The sequence below is a fragment of the Pseudomonas quebecensis genome, from assembly GCF_026410085.1.
GTDB classification, from domain to species: Bacteria; Pseudomonadota; Gammaproteobacteria; order Pseudomonadales; family Pseudomonadaceae; genus Aquipseudomonas; species Aquipseudomonas quebecensis.
Window position 1 is genome coordinate 4,987,796 of the sequence record NZ_CP112866.1, and the last position, 17,473, is coordinate 5,005,268.

The 17,473-nt window shown below is 60.2% G+C and carries 1 protein-coding gene; it reads right to left on the minus strand.

The genetic code is table 11. The features are described from left to right. Positions 1-32: 32 nt before the first annotated feature. A complete protein-coding gene (locus OSC50_RS23190) occupies positions 33-17,351 on the minus strand; it encodes an Ig-like domain-containing protein (protein WP_266245455.1) in 17,319 nt (5,772 codons plus the stop codon). Between the last annotated feature and the right edge of the window lie 122 nt (positions 17,352-17,473).

The window sequence follows — 17,473 nt, forward strand, 5'->3', positions numbered from 1 at the left end:
GCCAATCCCGAAAGATTGGCGCCGCCGCAGGATCAGTCGTGATGCTTGACGGTCAGGTCGCCACCGGCGATCAGGCTGTTGATCGCGGCGCTGCCACTGCCCCAGCTCGCGCCATCGACCTTGATCGTGACATCGGCCGTGCCACCACCTGAAGCGGTGAATGCGCCCGTGCTGCTGACACTCAGCGTCGAGTTGCCCGAAGCATCGGTTGATAGCTTCAGATAGTTAGCCAGGTTGGTGTCGTTATTACCTTGCAGCAAATCGGACAGGTCCAGCTTGTCGCCTTCGCCGTGCTTGAAGTCGGTGATGCGATCGAAACCGCCGTTGGTGTTGGTGTCGCCCTTGAGCCACACGAAGGTATCGGCACCCGCACCGCCGCTGAGCACATCATTACCTTTGCCGCCCACCAGGATGTCGTTGCCGACGCCGCCGGAGAGAGCGTCGTTGCCGCCCTGGCCGAACAGGATGTCGTTACCGGCGTTACCGATCAGGGTATCGCCGCCGTCATTGGTGCCATAGATGTTCGACGCGTTGGCCAGAGCACCGATGTCCTGCACGTGTTCAGTGATGTACTGATGCAAGCTGCGGTCATCGATCTGGTCGACGGTGGTGGACAGCTTCTCGGCGGCGAACGCCTTGAGCGCGGCACCGCCCTCCTGGCCTTTGTAGCTGATCAGGTCACCGAAGATGATGTCGTTGCCCGAGCCGCCGAAGACGTTGTCGGCACCGGTATCGGCCGTGTGGCCAGTAATGGTATCGGCCAGCTTCGCGGTGTCGATGGTGCTGACTGTCTTGTCGCTGTCGAAGTACTTCTGAAGCATGTCCTTATCGACGCTGTTGCCCAGGCCGATGGCTTGTACCTCAACCCCACCCGTGACAGAAGTCGTCAGCGCCGTGTAAGCGGCCTTGGCGTTTTCCAGCGCGTAATCATAACGGCCGGAGTTGCCGGTAGCGCCCGCGACATCGAAACCACCACGGCCATCGGAGACAACATACCCTTCGAAGCTCTTGGTGCCGTACGAATCGTACGAGTAAACCTTGCCGTCTTTGTCGACAATGACCTGCGTCTGACCGTAGATCGTTGCAGTGACCGGAGTGGTCTGGCCCAGGGTGTAGGTGTAGGCGTTGACCTTGTTGTCAAAGGTAACGTTGGACCCCCACCAAGAGCTGGTATACCCCAGGCTGATGTTGTCGTACGTAGCGTTGTAGACATTCGGCTCACCGTCGGTAATGAAATACGTCAGGTTTTTTGCACCGGCGTTGCTGGTCGCGTCATTGCTCTTGAACCAGGCAGTTGCCGCGTTGAAGGCATCCTGGTAGTTGGTCGCGTCGCCCGAAGCCATGCTGTTCAACACTGTCTGCAGGGCGGCCTTGGCAGCAGCCTGGTCGGCCAGGTTGACTGACACCTGCGATTCAACCTTGGTATCGAAGTCGACCAACAGCACTTTCACCACGCCGGACCCCGTCAGCTTGGCGTTGGCGATCAGGGTATCGAAGATACTCGAGAGCTGGGTCTTGATCGACGTCATCGCGCTCGTCTCGATACTGCCCGAGGTGTCGACGATAAACGCGATGTTGTAGTTGGCACCTGGAGTGGTGATGCCACCCTTGTCGCCGACCACGATGTTGTTGGCCGAGCTGGAGCCCAGATCAATGGTATCCGCCGCCGCACCGCCTTCCGTGACCGGCGTGTAGACCTGAGGCTTGACCGTAATGGTGGTCGTCGCTACCGACGAACTCAGGCTGTTGCTACCTTCGTTGTCAGTCACGGCGATGTCGATGGTGCGTTCACCAATGGCTGGGTACTTGCTGGTGCTGGAGTACTGGAACGACTCAAGCAACGCTTTGTAGGTCGCCGCATCAGCCACACCCGACAGAGTCAGCACGATCTTGCCGCTGACATCCGTGCCGACGCTGGTCACGGTGACACCTTTGTAGGTACCGCCCACAGCCACCAGGTTGGAGCTGAGCACGTCACCCGAACTCGCGTTTTTCAGGGTGATGGTCGCGCTTTGCATCTGGGTGCTGTCGACGTCACTGATGGCCACGTTGCCGGTAATCGCAACGCCGCTGGTACCGCGCTCGGTGTATGAAGTGTTGAAGCCCGTGGCGACAGAACCGTCCGCGGTGCTGAGGTCCAGGGTAGGCGCGTCGTTGACGGCAGTGACCACGATGCTCACTTTGCCGGTTGTGACCGCTTCAACGCCGGTGCTCAATTCTTTGGCGGTCGCTTTCACGGTGATATCGAAGCTGGCGGTGGAATCCTTGAACGGCGTAACCGTCAGGGTCTTCAGGTTCCAGGTGCTGACATCGTACAGCGTGGATGCGCCGGTCGACGTGAAGCTGTGGCCCGTGGTGCCGTCAGTGATCACGGTGCCGACGGGCAGGCCGCTGATTTCCACCTTGTGGGATTCCGAGCCGTCGTTGTCGACAAACGTGGTAGTGATCGGCGCGACCTTGATGGCGGTGTCTTCCAGGCCACGGTTGTAGACGTAGCCGGTGTAATAGCCTTCGCCATTGACCACATGGCTGTCGCCCAGCACCGCGCCGGCCGCTTTCAAGGCGTCCACGCTGGTGTAGGTCTGCAGGCCGCTGTTGCCCAGCGACATCGACGGGCCGCTGTTGATCGACACATTGACGTCGTAGTTGCCGCCGCCGGCCTGGTTGTAGTGGTAGATGTCGAGGGTGTAGTAACCCGACTCCGCCGGAGTGAAGGCCGTGCCGGTAATCGCGCTGCCCTTGCTCCAGGTTTCGGTGGCGACCAACTTGCCGCCCACGGTAATGGCCAGGCTGTCGTCGGCGGTGCCGGTGAAGGTGTAGCTCTTACCGGCTTCCATATAGACCAGGCCGGACACTTTGGTCGCGGTCCCCTCAGCCACATTGCCGTTGCTGACGTTGCTGGTCACGCCGCTGGTGATCGCGCTGGCGGCGGTCTTGGCGTCGATCACGCGGATCAGATCGCTGGAATTGGCCACCCCGTTACCATTGGTCCCCAAATCAGTGCGCAGGTTGCCGCCGCTCCAGGTTTGAATGATCAGGCCGGTCGGCACAGCGCTGAATGCGCCGACCGTCACGACAGGAACGTCCGTCACCGGGTGGATATCCACAGTGATGATCTTGGTATCGCTGTAGGCAGTGCCGTCGGTAGCCTGGAACTTCAGCTGGGTGTAATCGACTTGCATGTTGCCCACACCGGTGCCGCCGAAGCTGTTGTCACCCGACTCGTTGGCCGCCGGGGTGAAACGCACGTTGTGGTTATCGAAATCAGACTGGCTGAACGCCTTGCCCGCCGAGGTATCGGTCTTCAGGTCCGCCGACGTCAGTTTGACCCACGTGCCGTTGACGTTGTACTCGATGGAACCGGCAGGCAGGCTGGTGAACACCACCTTCGGATTGGACGAGTCCACATCCTTGACACCGAAAGTCGCCCAGGTCAGTTCGACCGAGGTGTCCTCATTGCTCGCGACAACACCATTGGCTGCCGTCGGCGCATCGTTGACCGCCACGATGTTCACATTGAGCGTGCTGCTGGAGCCGGTGTTGGTGGTGTAGCCGATTTGCGGCACATCACCATTGAAGTCTTTAACAGGGGTGAAGGTGTAGGCGCCGTTGGCACCGATGGTGATCGAACCAACGCCTGTAATGACGGCGGTTTGGCCGGCGGTGTAGTTGGTGCCATTGACGTTAAAGCTCGCCACGGTCAGGACGTTATCGACGTCGACGTCATTGGTCAGCACGTTGCCAGTGGCAACCGTGTCTTCCTGCGCGCTGCCGGTATCAGCCTTAAGAACACTCGGATCATCCACCGCCACGATGTTCACATTCAGCGTGCTGCTGGAACCTGTGTTGGTGGTGTAGCCGATTTGCGGCACATCACCGTTGAAGTCTTTAACCGGCGTGAAGGTGTACGCACCGTTGGCACCGATGGTGATCGAACCAACGCCTGTAATGACGGCGGTTTGGCCGGCGGTGTAAGTGGTGCCACCGACGTTGAAGCTCGCCACGGTCAACACGTTGTCCACGTCGCTGTCGTTGGTCAGCACGTTGCCGGTTGCAACCGTATCTTCCTTCGCAGTGCCGGTATCAGCCTTAAGAACACTCGGATCATCCACCGCCACGATGTTCACATTCAGCGTGCTGCTGGAACCCGTGTTGGTGGTGTAGCCGATTTGCGGCACATCACCGTTGAAGTCTTTAACCGGCGTGAAAGTGTAGGCGCCGTTCGCACCGATGGTGATCGAACCCACGCCTGTAATAACGGCGGTTTGGCCGGCGGTGTAGGTGGTGCCACCGACGTTGAAGCTAGCCACGGTCAACACGTTGTCCACGTCGACGTCATTGGTCAGCACGTTGCCGGTGGCAACGGTGTCTTCCTGCGCACTGCCGGTATCAGCCTTAAGAACACTCGGATCATCGACCGCCACGATGTTCACATTCAGCGTGCTGCTGGAGCCGGTGTTGGTGGTGTAGCCGATCTGTGGGACGTCGCCGTTGAAGTCTTTAACCGGCGTGAAGGTGTACGCACCGTTCGCACCGATGGTGATCGAACCAATGCCCGCGATGACGGCGGTTTGGCCGGCGGTGTAGTTGGTGCCACTGACGTTAAAGCTCGCCACGGTCAGGACGTTATCGACGTCGACGTCATTGGTCAGCACGTTGCCAGTGGCAACCGTGTCTTCCTGCGCGCTGCCGGTATCAGCCTTAAGAACACTCGGATCATCTACCGCCACAATGTTCACATTCAGCGTGCTGCTGGAACCTGTGTTGGTGGTGTAGCCGATTTGCGGCACGTCGCCGTTGAAGTCTTTAACCGGTGTGAAGGTGTAGGCGCCGTTCGCACCGATGGTGATTGAACCCACGCCTGTAATGACGGCGGTTTGGCCAGCGGTGTAAGTGGTTCCACCCACATTGAAGGAGGCAACGGTCAGGACATTATCGACGTCGCTGTCATTGGTCAGCACGTTGCCGGTGGCAACGGTGTCTTCCTGCGCGCTGCCGGTATCAGCCTTAAGAACACTCGGATCATCCACCGCCACAATGTTCACGTTCAGCGTGCTGCTGGAACCCGTGTTGGTGGTGTAGCCGATTTGCGGCACATCACCATTGAAGTCTTTAACCGGGGTGAAGGTGTAGGCGCCGTTCGCACCGATGGTGATCGAACCCACGCCCGCGATGACGGCGGTTTGGCCGGCGGTGTAAGTGGTGCCACCGACGTTGAAGCTCGCCACGGTCAACACGTTGTCCACGTCGACGTCATTGGTCAGCACGTTGCCGGTGGCAACGGTGTCTTCCTGCGCGCTGCCGGTGTCAGCCTTGAGGACACTCGGATCATCGACCGCCACGATGTTCACATTCAGCGTGCTGCTGGAACCTGTGTTGGTGGTGTAGCCGATTTGCGGCACGTCGCCGTTGAAGTCTTTAACCGGGGTGAAGGTGTACGCACCGTTGGCACCGATGGTGATCGAACCCACGCCCGCGATGACGGCGGTTTGGCCGGCAGTGTAAGTGGTTCCACCCACATTGAAAGAGGCAACGGTCAGGACATTATCGACGTCGCTGTCGTTGGTCAGCACGTTGCCGGTGGCAACGGTGTCTTCCTGCGCGCTGCCGATATCAGCTTTCAGAACGCTAGGGTCGTCGACTGCGATGACGTTGATCGGCAACGTAATCGATTCGGACTTCGGCGATGCTGCGCCATCCTGTGCGGTGGCGGTTACGGTGAGGTTCACCAGGCCATTGGTGTCCGGCGCAGGATTAAAGACCAGTGTGGCCTTGTTCCAGGTGCTGATGTCGATGCTCTGGATGCCTGCCGTCGCGGTGAAGGTATGGCCCGCACCGTCGGAAAGGGTCGCGCCGGTCGGAATACCGCTGACCTCCAGCTTGAGCGTCTCGGAACCATCCTTGTCGGTGGCGTAAGCGTCAATCGCGGACAGCTTGATCGCGTGGTCTTCCAGGCCGGTGTTCAGTACCTGGGTGACGCTGATGTTGTCCATCACGCCACCCAGCGAATTGCTGGTAGGCGCCTTGAACTCGAGCTTGGCATCACCGTCAGCGGTGACAGGCACCACGAAGGTGTAGGTCTTCATGCCTACGGTGGTTGCATCCAGGGTGCCCACTTTGACGCCGCCCCAGAAAACGTCGATCACCGAGTTATTCTCGGCCCCCGCACGTGGCGAGTAGTCGACGCTGATAGTGTACGCCGTACCGCTTTCGGCCTTGATGATGGTGTACAGACTGGCGTCGTCGCCGGCATTTTTTTCCAGCTCGATCACCTGGCTGTTGCCCGGGGTGCCGACACCGTAGACGCTGCTTTGGCCAATCTCGACCTTGCCGTCGCTGTTACCGGTCAACCACTGGGTGGCCGCAGGGGTACCGTTACCTGCTGCGTTATTGGCAGCGCCGACCGCAACCGTGCTCCACGAACCGTTGAGATGGGCGCTGTCGAAGTTGATCGCGGTCACGACGCCGCCGCCGAGCAGGCCCAGGTGCGGGGTGTCGGTCACTGGGGCGATGGTGACTGCGGCAGTGGTATCGGCGCTGGCTTTACCGCCATTGTCGACCGCCGTGAAGGTGAGCGAGGTGCTGCCGCTCCAGTCGCCGGTTGGCGAGAAATAAACCGAGGCTTTGCCGTCGACACCCGCCGGCACTGAGTCGCCGGCTTTGAGTTCGGTTTGCAGGGTGGCATCGCTGTATAGCTTGCCGTTTTCCGGCAATGCGGTGATGACAAACTTGGCGACGGTGCCGTCCACATCGGTGCCGCTCAGTACGATCGTCGCCGCATGGTCTTCATCTGCACCAGCCGGGTTGGCCGCTGCGGTGGGTGCATCGTTGAACAGATCGATGGTGACCTTGCCGGTGGCACTGCCGGTCTGCGGTGGCTCCCGGTCAAGGTTGCCGCCGCCGATGTCGGTGACGTCAATGGTGACACTGCGATCCGTGCCGACCGGGTTATTGCCCGGCGTCTGGAAGGTGATCGCTTCAACCACTTTGGTGAAGTCAGCCGCGCTGCTGCCGGCCGACGAGTTGCTGGTGAGGGTATAGACGATTTTGCCATCGGCGGCACTGCCGCTCTGGGTGATGGTAATCCCGGCAACGGCCAGTGCCTTGAGCACATCGGCACTGCTTAGCAGGTCACCAGACGCCAGTTTATCGACCGTGACCACCACTTTGCTGAAAGTGGTGTTGTCGACGTCGCTGATGCTCAGGTTTTTGACCAGTGCACCGGCCTCGGCTTGCTCGGTGAACGTGGTGCTGTCGAACTGCACCACAGGCGGATCGTTGACCGGAACCACCTTCACCACGGAGGTCACAGGGGCCGAATCGAGCTGGCCATCGTTGACGGTGATGGTCAGTGTGCGGTCGGTCGGGGCCGGGTTCTGGCTTTCGCTGGCGAAGTGCACCGAGCGCAGGACTTCCTGGTATTCGGCTTTGGTGGCGTCACCGGACAAGGTCAATACGCCGGTGCCTTTGTCATAGCTGACGGTGATTTTCGCATTGCTTGCATCTGCAATCAGTAAGTCGCCTGCCAGGGGATTGACCAGCGTGACTTTGGCACTTTGCAGGGTACTGTTGTCCACATCGCTGACCGTCAGGTTCGCCGCGATGTAGCCGCCTGGCTTGCCTTCGATGTAGGTGTCGCCGAAGGCATTGGTCGAAGCGTTGCCCAGTACAGGGGCGTCGTTGACGGGGTCGACCTTCACGTCAAGGGTGCTGCTGGAACCGGTGTTGGTGGTGTAGCCGATTTGTGGGACGTCGCCGTTGAAGTCTTTAACCGGGGTGAAGGCGTAAGCGCCGTCGGTGCCGATGGTGATTGTGCCCACACCAGCAATAACAGCGGTCTGGCCTGCTTGGTAGTTAGTGCCATTGACGGTGAAACTGGCGACGGTCAGGACGTTGTCCACGTCGCTGTCATTAGTCAGAACGTTGCCGGTGGCGACGGTGTCTTCTTTCGCGCTGCCGGTATCGGCTTGCAAGACGCTGGCGTCATCGACGGGGTCGATCTTCACGTCAAGGGTGCTGCTGGAACCGGTGTTGGTGGTGTAGCCGATTTGTGGGACGTCGCCGTTGAAGTCTTTGACTGGCGTGAAGGCGTAAGCGCCGTCAGTGCCGATGGTGATCGAGCCAACGCCTGCAATGACGGCGGTTTGGCCGGCGGTGTAAGTGGTTCCACCCACATTGAAGGAGGCAACGGTCAGCACGTTATCCACGTCGCTGTCGTTAGTCAGCACGTTGCCGGTAGCAACGGTGTCTTCTTTCGCGCTGCCGGTGTCGGCTTGCAAGACGCTGGCGTCGTCGACCGGGTCGATCTTCACGTCCAAGGTACTGCTGGAACCGGTGTTGGTGGTGTAGCCGATTTGCGGCACATCGCCGTTGAAGTCTTTAACCGGCGTGAAGGCGTAAGCACCGTCGGTGCCGATGGTGATCGAACCCACGCCCGCGATGACGGCGGTTTGGCCGGCGGTGTAAGTGGTTCCACCCACATTGAAGGAGGCAACGGTCAGCACGTTATCCACGTCGCTGTCGTTGGTCAGCACGTTGCCGGTAGCAACGGTGTCTTCTTTCGCGCTGCCGGTGTCAGCCTGCAAAACGCTGGCGTCGTCGACCGGGTCGATCTTCACGTCGAGAGTGCTGCTGGAGCCAGTGTTGGTGGTGTAGCCGATTTGCGGCACATCACCATTGAAATCTTTAACCGGGGTGAAGGCGTAAGCGCCGTCGGTACCGATGGTGATCGAACCCACGCCCGCGATGACGGCGGTTTGGCCGGCGGTGTAAGTGGTTCCACCCACATTGAAGCTGGCAACGGTCAGCACGTTATCGACGTCGCTGTCGTTAGTCAGCACATTGCCGGTGGCAACGGTGTCTTCTTTCGCGCTGCCGGTGTCGGCCTGAAGGACGCTGGCGTCGTCGACAGGGTCGATCTTCACGGCCAGGGTGCTGCTGGAGCCGGTGTTGGTGGTGTAGCCGATTTGTGGGACGTCGCCGTTGAAGTCTTTGACTGGCGTAAAGGCGTAAGCACCGTCGGTGCCGATGGTGATCGAACCCACGCCTGCAATGATGGCCGTCTGGCCAGCGGCGTAAGTGGTTCCACCCACATTGAAGGAGGCAACGGTCAGCACGTTATCCACGTCGCTGTCGTTGGTCAGCACATTGCCGGTGGCGACGGTGTCTTCCTTGGCGCTGCCGGTATCGGCCTGCAGGACGCTGGCATCGTCGACCGGCTCGATCTTCACGTCCAGGGTGCTGCTGGAACCGGTGTTAGTGGTGTAACCGATTTGTGGGACGTCGCCGTTGAAGTCTTTAACCGGGGTGAAGGCGTAAGCACCGTCGGTGCCGATGGTGATCGAGCCCACGCCTGCAATGACGGCGGTTTGGCCGGCAACATAACTCGCGCCGTTGACGGTGAAGCTGGTAACGGTCAGGACGTTATCGACGTCGTTGTCGTTAGTCAGCACATTGCCGGTGGCAACGGTGTCTTCTTTCGCGCTGCCGGTGTCGGCTTGCAAGACGCTGGCATCGTCGACCGGGTCGATCTTCACGTCCAGGGTGCTGCTGGAACCGGTGTTAGTGGTGTAGCCGATTTGCGGCACATCGCCGTTGAAGTCTTTAACCGGCGTAAAGGCGTAAGCACCGTCGGTGCCGATGGTGATCGAACCCACACCAGCAATAACAGCGGTCTGGCCCGCTTGGTAGTTAGTGCCGTTGACGGTGAAGCTGGCGACGGTCAGGACGTTATCGACGTCGCTGTCATTGGTCAGCACGTTGCCGGTGGCGACGGTGTCTTCTTTCGCGCTGCCGGTGTCGGCTTGCAGGACGCTGGCGTCGTCGACCGGGTCGATCTTCACGTCCAAGGTGCTGCTGGAGCCGGTGTTGGTGGTGTAGCCGATTTGCGGCACATCGCCGTTGAAGTCTTTAACCGGCGTGAAGGCGTAAGCGCCGTCGGTGCCGATGGTGATCGAGCCAACGCCTGCAATGACGGCGGTTTGGCCTGCTTGGTAGTTAGTGCCGTTGACGGTGAAGCTGGCAACGGTCAGGACGTTATCGACGTCGCTGTCGTTGGTCAGCACGTTGCCGGTGGCGACGGTGTCTTCCTTGGCGCTGCCGGTATCGGCCTGCAGGACGCTGGCATCGTCGACCGGGTCGATCTTCACGTCCAAGGTACTGCTGGAACCGGTGTTGGTGGTGTAGCCGATTTGCGGCACATCACCGTTGAAGTCTTTAACCGGGGTGAAGGCGTAAGCGCCGTCGGTGCCGATGGTGATCGAGCCCACGCCTGCAATGACGGCGGTTTGGCCGGCAACATAACTCGCGCCGTTGACGGTGAAGCTGGTAACGGTCAGGACGTTATCGACGTCGTTGTCGTTAGTCAGCACATTGCCGGTGGCAACGGTGTCTTCTTTCGCGCTGCCGGTGTCGGCTTGCAAGACGCTGGCATCGTCGACCGGGTCGATCTTCACGTCGAGAGTGCTGCTGGAGCCAGTGTTGGTGGTGTAGCCGATTTGCGGCACATCACCATTGAAATCTTTAACCGGGGTGAAGGCGTAAGCGCCGTCGGTACCGATGGTGATCGAACCCACGCCCGCGATGACGGCGGTTTGGCCGGCGGTGTAAGTGGTTCCACCCACATTGAAGCTGGCAACGGTCAGCACGTTATCGACGTCGCTGTCGTTAGTGAGCACATTGCCGGTGGCAACGGTGTCTTCCTTGGCGCTGCCGGTGTCGGCCTGAAGGACGCTGGCGTCGTCGACCGGGTCGATCTTCACGTCCAGGGTGCTGCTGGAGCCGGTGTTGGTGGTGTAGCCGATTTGCGGCACATCACCATTGAAGTCTTTAACCGGGGTGAAGGCGTAAGCGCCGTCGGTGCCGATGGTGATCGAGCCCACGCCTGCAATGACGGCGGTTTGGCCGGCAACATAACTCGCGCCGTTGACGGTGAAGCTGGTAACGGTCAGCACGTTATCCACGTCGCTGTCGTTGGTTAGCACATTGCCGGTGGCGACGGTGTCTTCTTTCGCGCTGCCGGTGTCAGCCTGCAAGACGCTGGCGTCGTCGACAGGGTCGATCTTCACGTCCAAGGTGCTGCTGGAGCCGGTGTTGGTGGTGTAGCCAATTTGTGGGACGTCGCCGTTGAAGTCTTTGACCGGGGTGAAGGCGTAAGCGCCGTCGGTGCCGATGGTGATCGAGCCCACACCAGCAATAACAGCGGTTTGGCCTGCTTGGTAGTTAGTGCCGTTGACGGTGAAACTGGCGACGGTCAGGACGTTGTCCACGTCGCTGTCATTAGTCAGCACGTTGCCGGTAGCAACCGTGTCTTCCTTAGCACTACCAGTGTCAGCCTGCAAGACGCTGGCATCGTCGACAGGGTCGATCTTCACGTCGAGGGTGCTGCTGGAGCCGGTGTTGGTGGTGTAGCCGATTTGTGGCACATCACCGTTGAAATCTTTAACCGGCGTGAAAGCGTAAGCGCCGTCGGTGCCGATGGTGATCGAGCCCACACCAGCAATAACAGCGGTTTGGCCTGCTTGGTAGTTAGTGCCGTTGACGGTGAAGCTGGCAACGGTCAGGACGTTATCCACGTCGCTGTCGTTGGTCAGCACGTTGCCGGTGGCGACGGTGTCTTCCTTGGCGCTGCCGGTATCGGCCTGCAGGACGCTGGCGTCGTCGACAGGGTCGATCTTCACGTCGAGGGTGCTGCTGGAGCCGGTGTTGGTGGTATAGCCGATTTGTGGGACGTCGCCGTTGAAGTCTTTGACCGGGGTGAAGGCGTAAGCGCCGTCGGTGCCGATGGTGATCGAGCCCACGCCTGCAATGACGGCGGTTTGGCCGGCAACATAACTCGCGCCGTTGACGGTGAAGCTGGTAACGGTCAGCACGTTATCCACGTCGCTGTCGTTGGTTAGCACATTGCCGGTGGCGACGGTGTCTTCTTTCGCGCTGCCGGTGTCAGCCTGCAAGACGCTGGCGTCGTCGACGGGGTCGATCTTCACGTCCAAGGTGCTGCTGGAGCCGGTGTTGGTGGTGTAGCCAACTTGCGGCACATCACCGTTGAAATCTTTGACAGGGGTGAAGGCGTAAGCGCCGTCAGTGCCGATGGTGATCGAACCCACGCCCGCGATGACGGCGGTTTGGCCGGCGGTGTAAGTGGTTCCACCCACATTGAAGGAGGCAACGGTCAGCACGTTATCTACGTCGCTGTCGTTGGTCAGCACATTGCCGGTGGCAACGGTGTCTTCTTTCGCGCTGCCGGTGTCGGCCTGAAGGACGCTGGCGTCATCGACCGGGTCGATCTTCACGTCAAGGGTGCTGCTGGAGCCGGTATTGGTGGTGTAGCCAATCTGCGGCACATCACCATTGAAGTCTTTAACCGGCGTAAAGGCGTAAGCGCCGTCGGCACCGATGGTGATCGAACCCACGCCGGCGATAACAGCGGTCTGGCCCGCTTGGTAGTTAGTGCCGTTGACGGTGAAACTGGCGACGGTCAGGACGTTATCGACGTCGCTGTCATTAGTCAGCACGTTGCCGGTAGCAACGGTGTCTTCTTTCGCGCTGCCGGTGTCGGCTTGCAGAACGCTGGCGTCGTCGACGGGGTCGATCTTCACGTCCAGGGTGCTGCTGGAGCCGGTGTTGGTGGTGTAGCCGATTTGTGGCACATCACCGTTGAAATCTTTAACCGGGGTGAAGGCGTAAGCGCCGTCAGTGCCGATGGTGATCGAACCCACGCCCGCGATGACGGCGGTTTGGCCCGCTTGGTAGTTAGTGCCGTTGACGTTGAAACTCGTAACGGTCAGGACGTTATCGACGTCGCTGTCGTTAGTCAGCACATTGCCGGTGGCGACGGTGTCTTCCTTGGCGCTGCCGGTATCGGCCTGCAGGACGCTGGCGTCGTCGACCGGGTCGATCTTCACGTCGAGGGTGCTGCTGGAGCCGGTGTTGGTGGTGTAGCCGATTTGCGGTACATCACCATTGAAGTCTTTAACCGGGGTGAAGGCGTAAGCGCCGTCGGTGCCGATGGTGATCGAGCCAACGCCCGAGATGACGGCGGTTTGGCCCGCTTGGTAGTTAGTGCCGTTGACGGTGAAGCTGGCGACGGTCAGGACGTTATCGACGTCGCTGTCGTTGGTCAGCACATTGCCGGTGGCGACGGTGTCTTCCTTGGCGCTGCCGGTGTCGGCTTGCAAAACGCTGGCGTCGTCGACCGGGTCGATCTTCACGTCCAAGGTACTGCTGGAACCGGTGTTAGTGGTGTAGCCGATTTGCGGTACATCACCGTTGAAGTCTTTAACCGGGGTGAAGGCGTAAGCGCCGTCAGTACCGATGGTGATCGAACCCACGCCTGCAATGATGGCCGTCTGGCCAGCGGCGTAAGTGGTTCCACCCACATTGAAGGAGGCAACGGTCAGGACGTTATCCACGTCGCTGTCGTTGGTCAGCACATTGCCAGTGGCAACGGTGTCTTCCGTCGCGCTGCCTGTGTCGGCTTGCAGGACGCTGGCGTCGTCGACCGGGTCGATCTTCACGTCCAAGGTGCTGCTGGAACCGGTGTTGGTGGTGTAGCCGATTTGTGGGACGTCGCCGTTGAAGTCTTTAACCGGGGTGAAGGCGTAAGCGCCGTCAGTACCGATGGTGATCGAACCCACGCCTGCAATGATGGCCGTCTGGCCAGCGGCGTAAGTGGTCCCCCCCACATTGAAGCTGGCAACGGTCAGGACGTTATCCACGTCGCTGTCGTTGGTCAGCACATTGCCGGTGGCGACGGTGTCTTCCTTGGCGCTGCCGGTATCGGCCTGCAGGACGCTGGCATCGTCGACCGGCTCGATCTTCACGTCCAGGGTGCTGCTGGAACCGGTGTTAGTGGTGTAACCGATTTGTGGGACGTCGCCGTTGAAGTCTTTAACCGGGGTGAAGGCGTAAGCGCCGTCAGTACCGATGGTGATCGAACCCACGCCTGCAATGATGGCCGTCTGGCCAGCGGCGTAAGTAGTCCCACCCACATTGAAGCTGGCAACGGTCAGGACGTTATCCACGTCGCTGTCGTTGGTCAGCACGTTGCCGGTGGCAACGGTGTCTTCCTTGGCGCTGCCGGTGTCGGCTTGCAAAACGCTGGCGTCATCGACGGGGTCGATCTTCACGTCGAGGGTGCTGCTGGAACCAGTGTTGGTGGTGTAGCCGATTTGTGGGACGTCGCCGTTGAAGTCTTTAACCGGGGCGAAGGCGTAAGCGCCGTCGGTGCCGATAGTGATCGAACCCACGCCTGCAATGATGGCCGTCTGGCCAGCGGCGTAAGTGGTTCCACCCACATTGAAGGAGGCAACGGTCAGGACGTTATCCACGTCGCTGTCGTTGGTCAGCACATTGCCAGTGGCAACGGTGTCTTCCGTCGCGCTGCCAGTGTCAGCCTGCAAGACGCTGGCGTCGTCGACCGGGTCGATCTTCACGTCGAGAGTGCTGCTGGAACCGGTGTTAGTGGTGTAACCGATTTGTGGGACGTCGCCGTTGAAGTCTTTAACCGGGGTGAAGGCGTAAGCGCCGTCAGTGCCGATGGTGATCGAACCCACGCCTGCAATGATGGCCGTCTGGCCAGCGGCGTAAGTGGTTCCACCCACATTGAAGGAGGCAACGGTCAGGACGTTGTCCACGTCGCTGTCATTAGTCAGCACGTTGCCAGTGGCAACAGCGTCTTCTTTCGCGCTGCCAGTGTCAGCCTGCAAGACGCTGGCGTCGTCGACCGGGTCGATCTTCACGTCGAGAGTGCTGCTGGAGCCAGTGTTGGTGGTGTAGCCGATTTGCGGCACATCACCATTGAAATCTTTAACCGGGGTGAAGGCGTAAGCGCCGTCGGTACCGATGGTGATCGAACCCACGCCGGCGATAACAGCGGTCTGGCCCGCTTGGTAGTTAGTGCCGTTGACGGTGAAGCTGGCGACGGTCAGGACGTTGTCCACGTCGCTGTCGTTGGTCAGCACGTTGCCGGTAGCAACCGTGTCTTCCTTGGCGCTGCCGGTATCGGCCTGCAGGACGCTGGCGTCGTCGACCGGGTCGATCTTCACGTCCAGGGTGCTGCTGGAGCCGGTGTTGGTGGTGTAGCCGATTTGCGGTACATCACCATTGAAGTCTTTAACCGGCGTGAAAGCGTAAGCGCCGTCGGTGCCGATGGTGATTGTGCCCACACCAGCAATAACAGCGGTCCGGCCCGCTTGGTAGTTAGTGCCGTTGACGGTGAAGCTGGCGACGGTCAGGACGTTATCGACGTCGCTGTCGTTGGTCAGCACATTGCCGGTGGCAACGGTGTCTTCCTTGGCGCTGCCGGTATCGGCCTGCAGAACGCTGGCGTCGTCGACGGGGTCGATCTTCACGTCCAGGGTGCTGCTGGAGCCGGTGTTGGTGGTGTAGCCGATTTGTGGGACGTCGCCGTTGAAGTCTTTGACCGGCGTGAAGGCGTAAGCGCCGTCGGTGCCGATGGTGATTGTGCCCACACCAGCAATAACGGCGGTTTGGCCCGCTTGGTAGTTAGTGCCGTTGACGTTGAAACTCGTAACGGTCAGGACGTTATCCACGTCGCTGTCGTTGGTCAGCACATTGCCGGTGGCGACGGTATCTTCCTTGGCGCTGCCGGTGTCGGCTTGCAAAACGCTGGCGTCGTCGACGGGGTCGATCTTCACGTCGAGGGTGCTGCTGGAGCCAGTGTTGGTGGTATAGCCAACTTGCGGCACATCACCATTGAAGTCTTTAACCGGGGTGAAGGCGTAAGCGCCGTCAGTGCCGATGGTGATCGAACCCACGCCCGCGATAACGGCCGTCTGGCCCGCAGTGTAAGTGGTGCCGTTGACATTAAACGTGGCAACGCTCAGCACGTTGTCTACATCGACGTCATTGGCAAGTACATTGCCGGTAGCAACGCCGTCTTCCCGTGCACTGCCGTTGTCCGCTTGCAGGACACTCGGATCGTCCACTGCGTCGACCTTGACCACCAGCGTGCTGCTCGAGCCGGTATTGGTGGTGTAGCCAATCTGCGGCACGTCGCCGTTGAAGTCCTTGACCGGCGTGAACGTGTAAGCGCCATCAGCCGCGATGGTGATGGAGCCGACGCCAGCAATGACAGCCGTTTGACCGGCGATGAACGTCGCACCGCCGACGTTGAACGTAGCGACCGACAAGACGTTGTCGATATCGCTGTCGTTCGTCAGCACGTTGCCGGTGGCAACGCCATCTTCGGCAATGGTGCTGCTATCCGCCTGCAAAAAACTTGGGTCATCCACTGCGTTAACGGTGGTGGTGGCTGCCTGCGGGTTGATTGCCAGGTTTTCGTAATTGCCGCCCGTCGCACTGGTGATGGTCGCGCTGACACTAAGGTCTTTGCCATCAGCCAGATTGGCTGGGGTATCGACGCTCACGGTGCCGGTGGTCTTGCCGGCTTCGATGGTGATGGTGGTGTTGTTGGACAGCGTGATGGTGACGTCGGTCTGCGCGGCGTTGTTCACGGTGGCGGTGTAGACGATTTTGCCACCTTCATCCACCGAAGCCGTCGCGGTGAGCGTAACGGTGGTGGTGTCGATGGTGTCATTGACCTGAGTGACGGCCGGCGTCGGGTCGGTGGTGATGATCAGGTTGCCGCCGCCGGAGGTGCCGGCGATGGTGGCCGAGATCGACGAGGCGTCCAGGTAAGGCGTGTCATTGCCGGCGAAGGTGACGTTCAGGGCGCCCGAGGTCTGGCCGGCCGCGACTACCACAGCGAGGCCATTGGACAGCGTGACGGTCAGGTCACTGGTGGGGGCCTGAGTGACGAACACGGTGTAAACCACTACGCCACCGGCTTCGGTGATGGTCGGCGTGGCGGTCAGGGTAATGGTGACGTTGCGCGGGTCGACGCCGTTGTTATCAGCGCCGGTCAGGGTGTTAGCCGCCGCATCTGCAGCATTTAAACCGTTGGTCGGATAACCGATGGTTGGGTCGACCACACCGGCCGTCGCTTCCAGCACGACAAAGCTATGGCCGCCGCCGACGGCGCCGTCTGCACCGGCTGCGGTCGGGCCTGCCGCAGTGGCTTCAAGATCTTGGGTCGGGTCGGCACCGGCGGCGATGGCTTGCTGCAGTTCGGCGACGGACGGTGCTGCTTGAGCGGTGGCGGCGCTGAGGTCGGTGGTCGAGTCAGGTGCATTGGCGCTCCACTGGGTGTCGCGGCCCAGGTCAATGACGCGGCCATCGGTCAGTTCCAGCGAAACGGCGCCCGCCGGGCCAGTGTCGACCAGCTCGCCGGCGAACAGACGATCACCTTCTACCAGCAGGCGGCGGATCCCTTCTGGGGATACTGCGAACACTTGACCGACAATGCTTTTGACGACCGCAACGCTGCTCATAAAAGACTCTCCGTGTATTGCCATTCAGGGGGTATCCACCCAGGAGACCGGCCCTGTCGCTGGTGCCGATTCAATAAGCTGGAGTACTTAATTTCTTCGAAAACTTACTGGCGTCAATTTTT

What these genes read in the sequence shown, in the direction of transcription:
- OSC50_RS23190 (WP_266245455.1), bottom strand. Translation starts at nt 17,351, where the DNA reads ATGAGCAGCGTTGCGGTCGTCAAAAGCATTGTCGGTCAAGTGTTCGCA.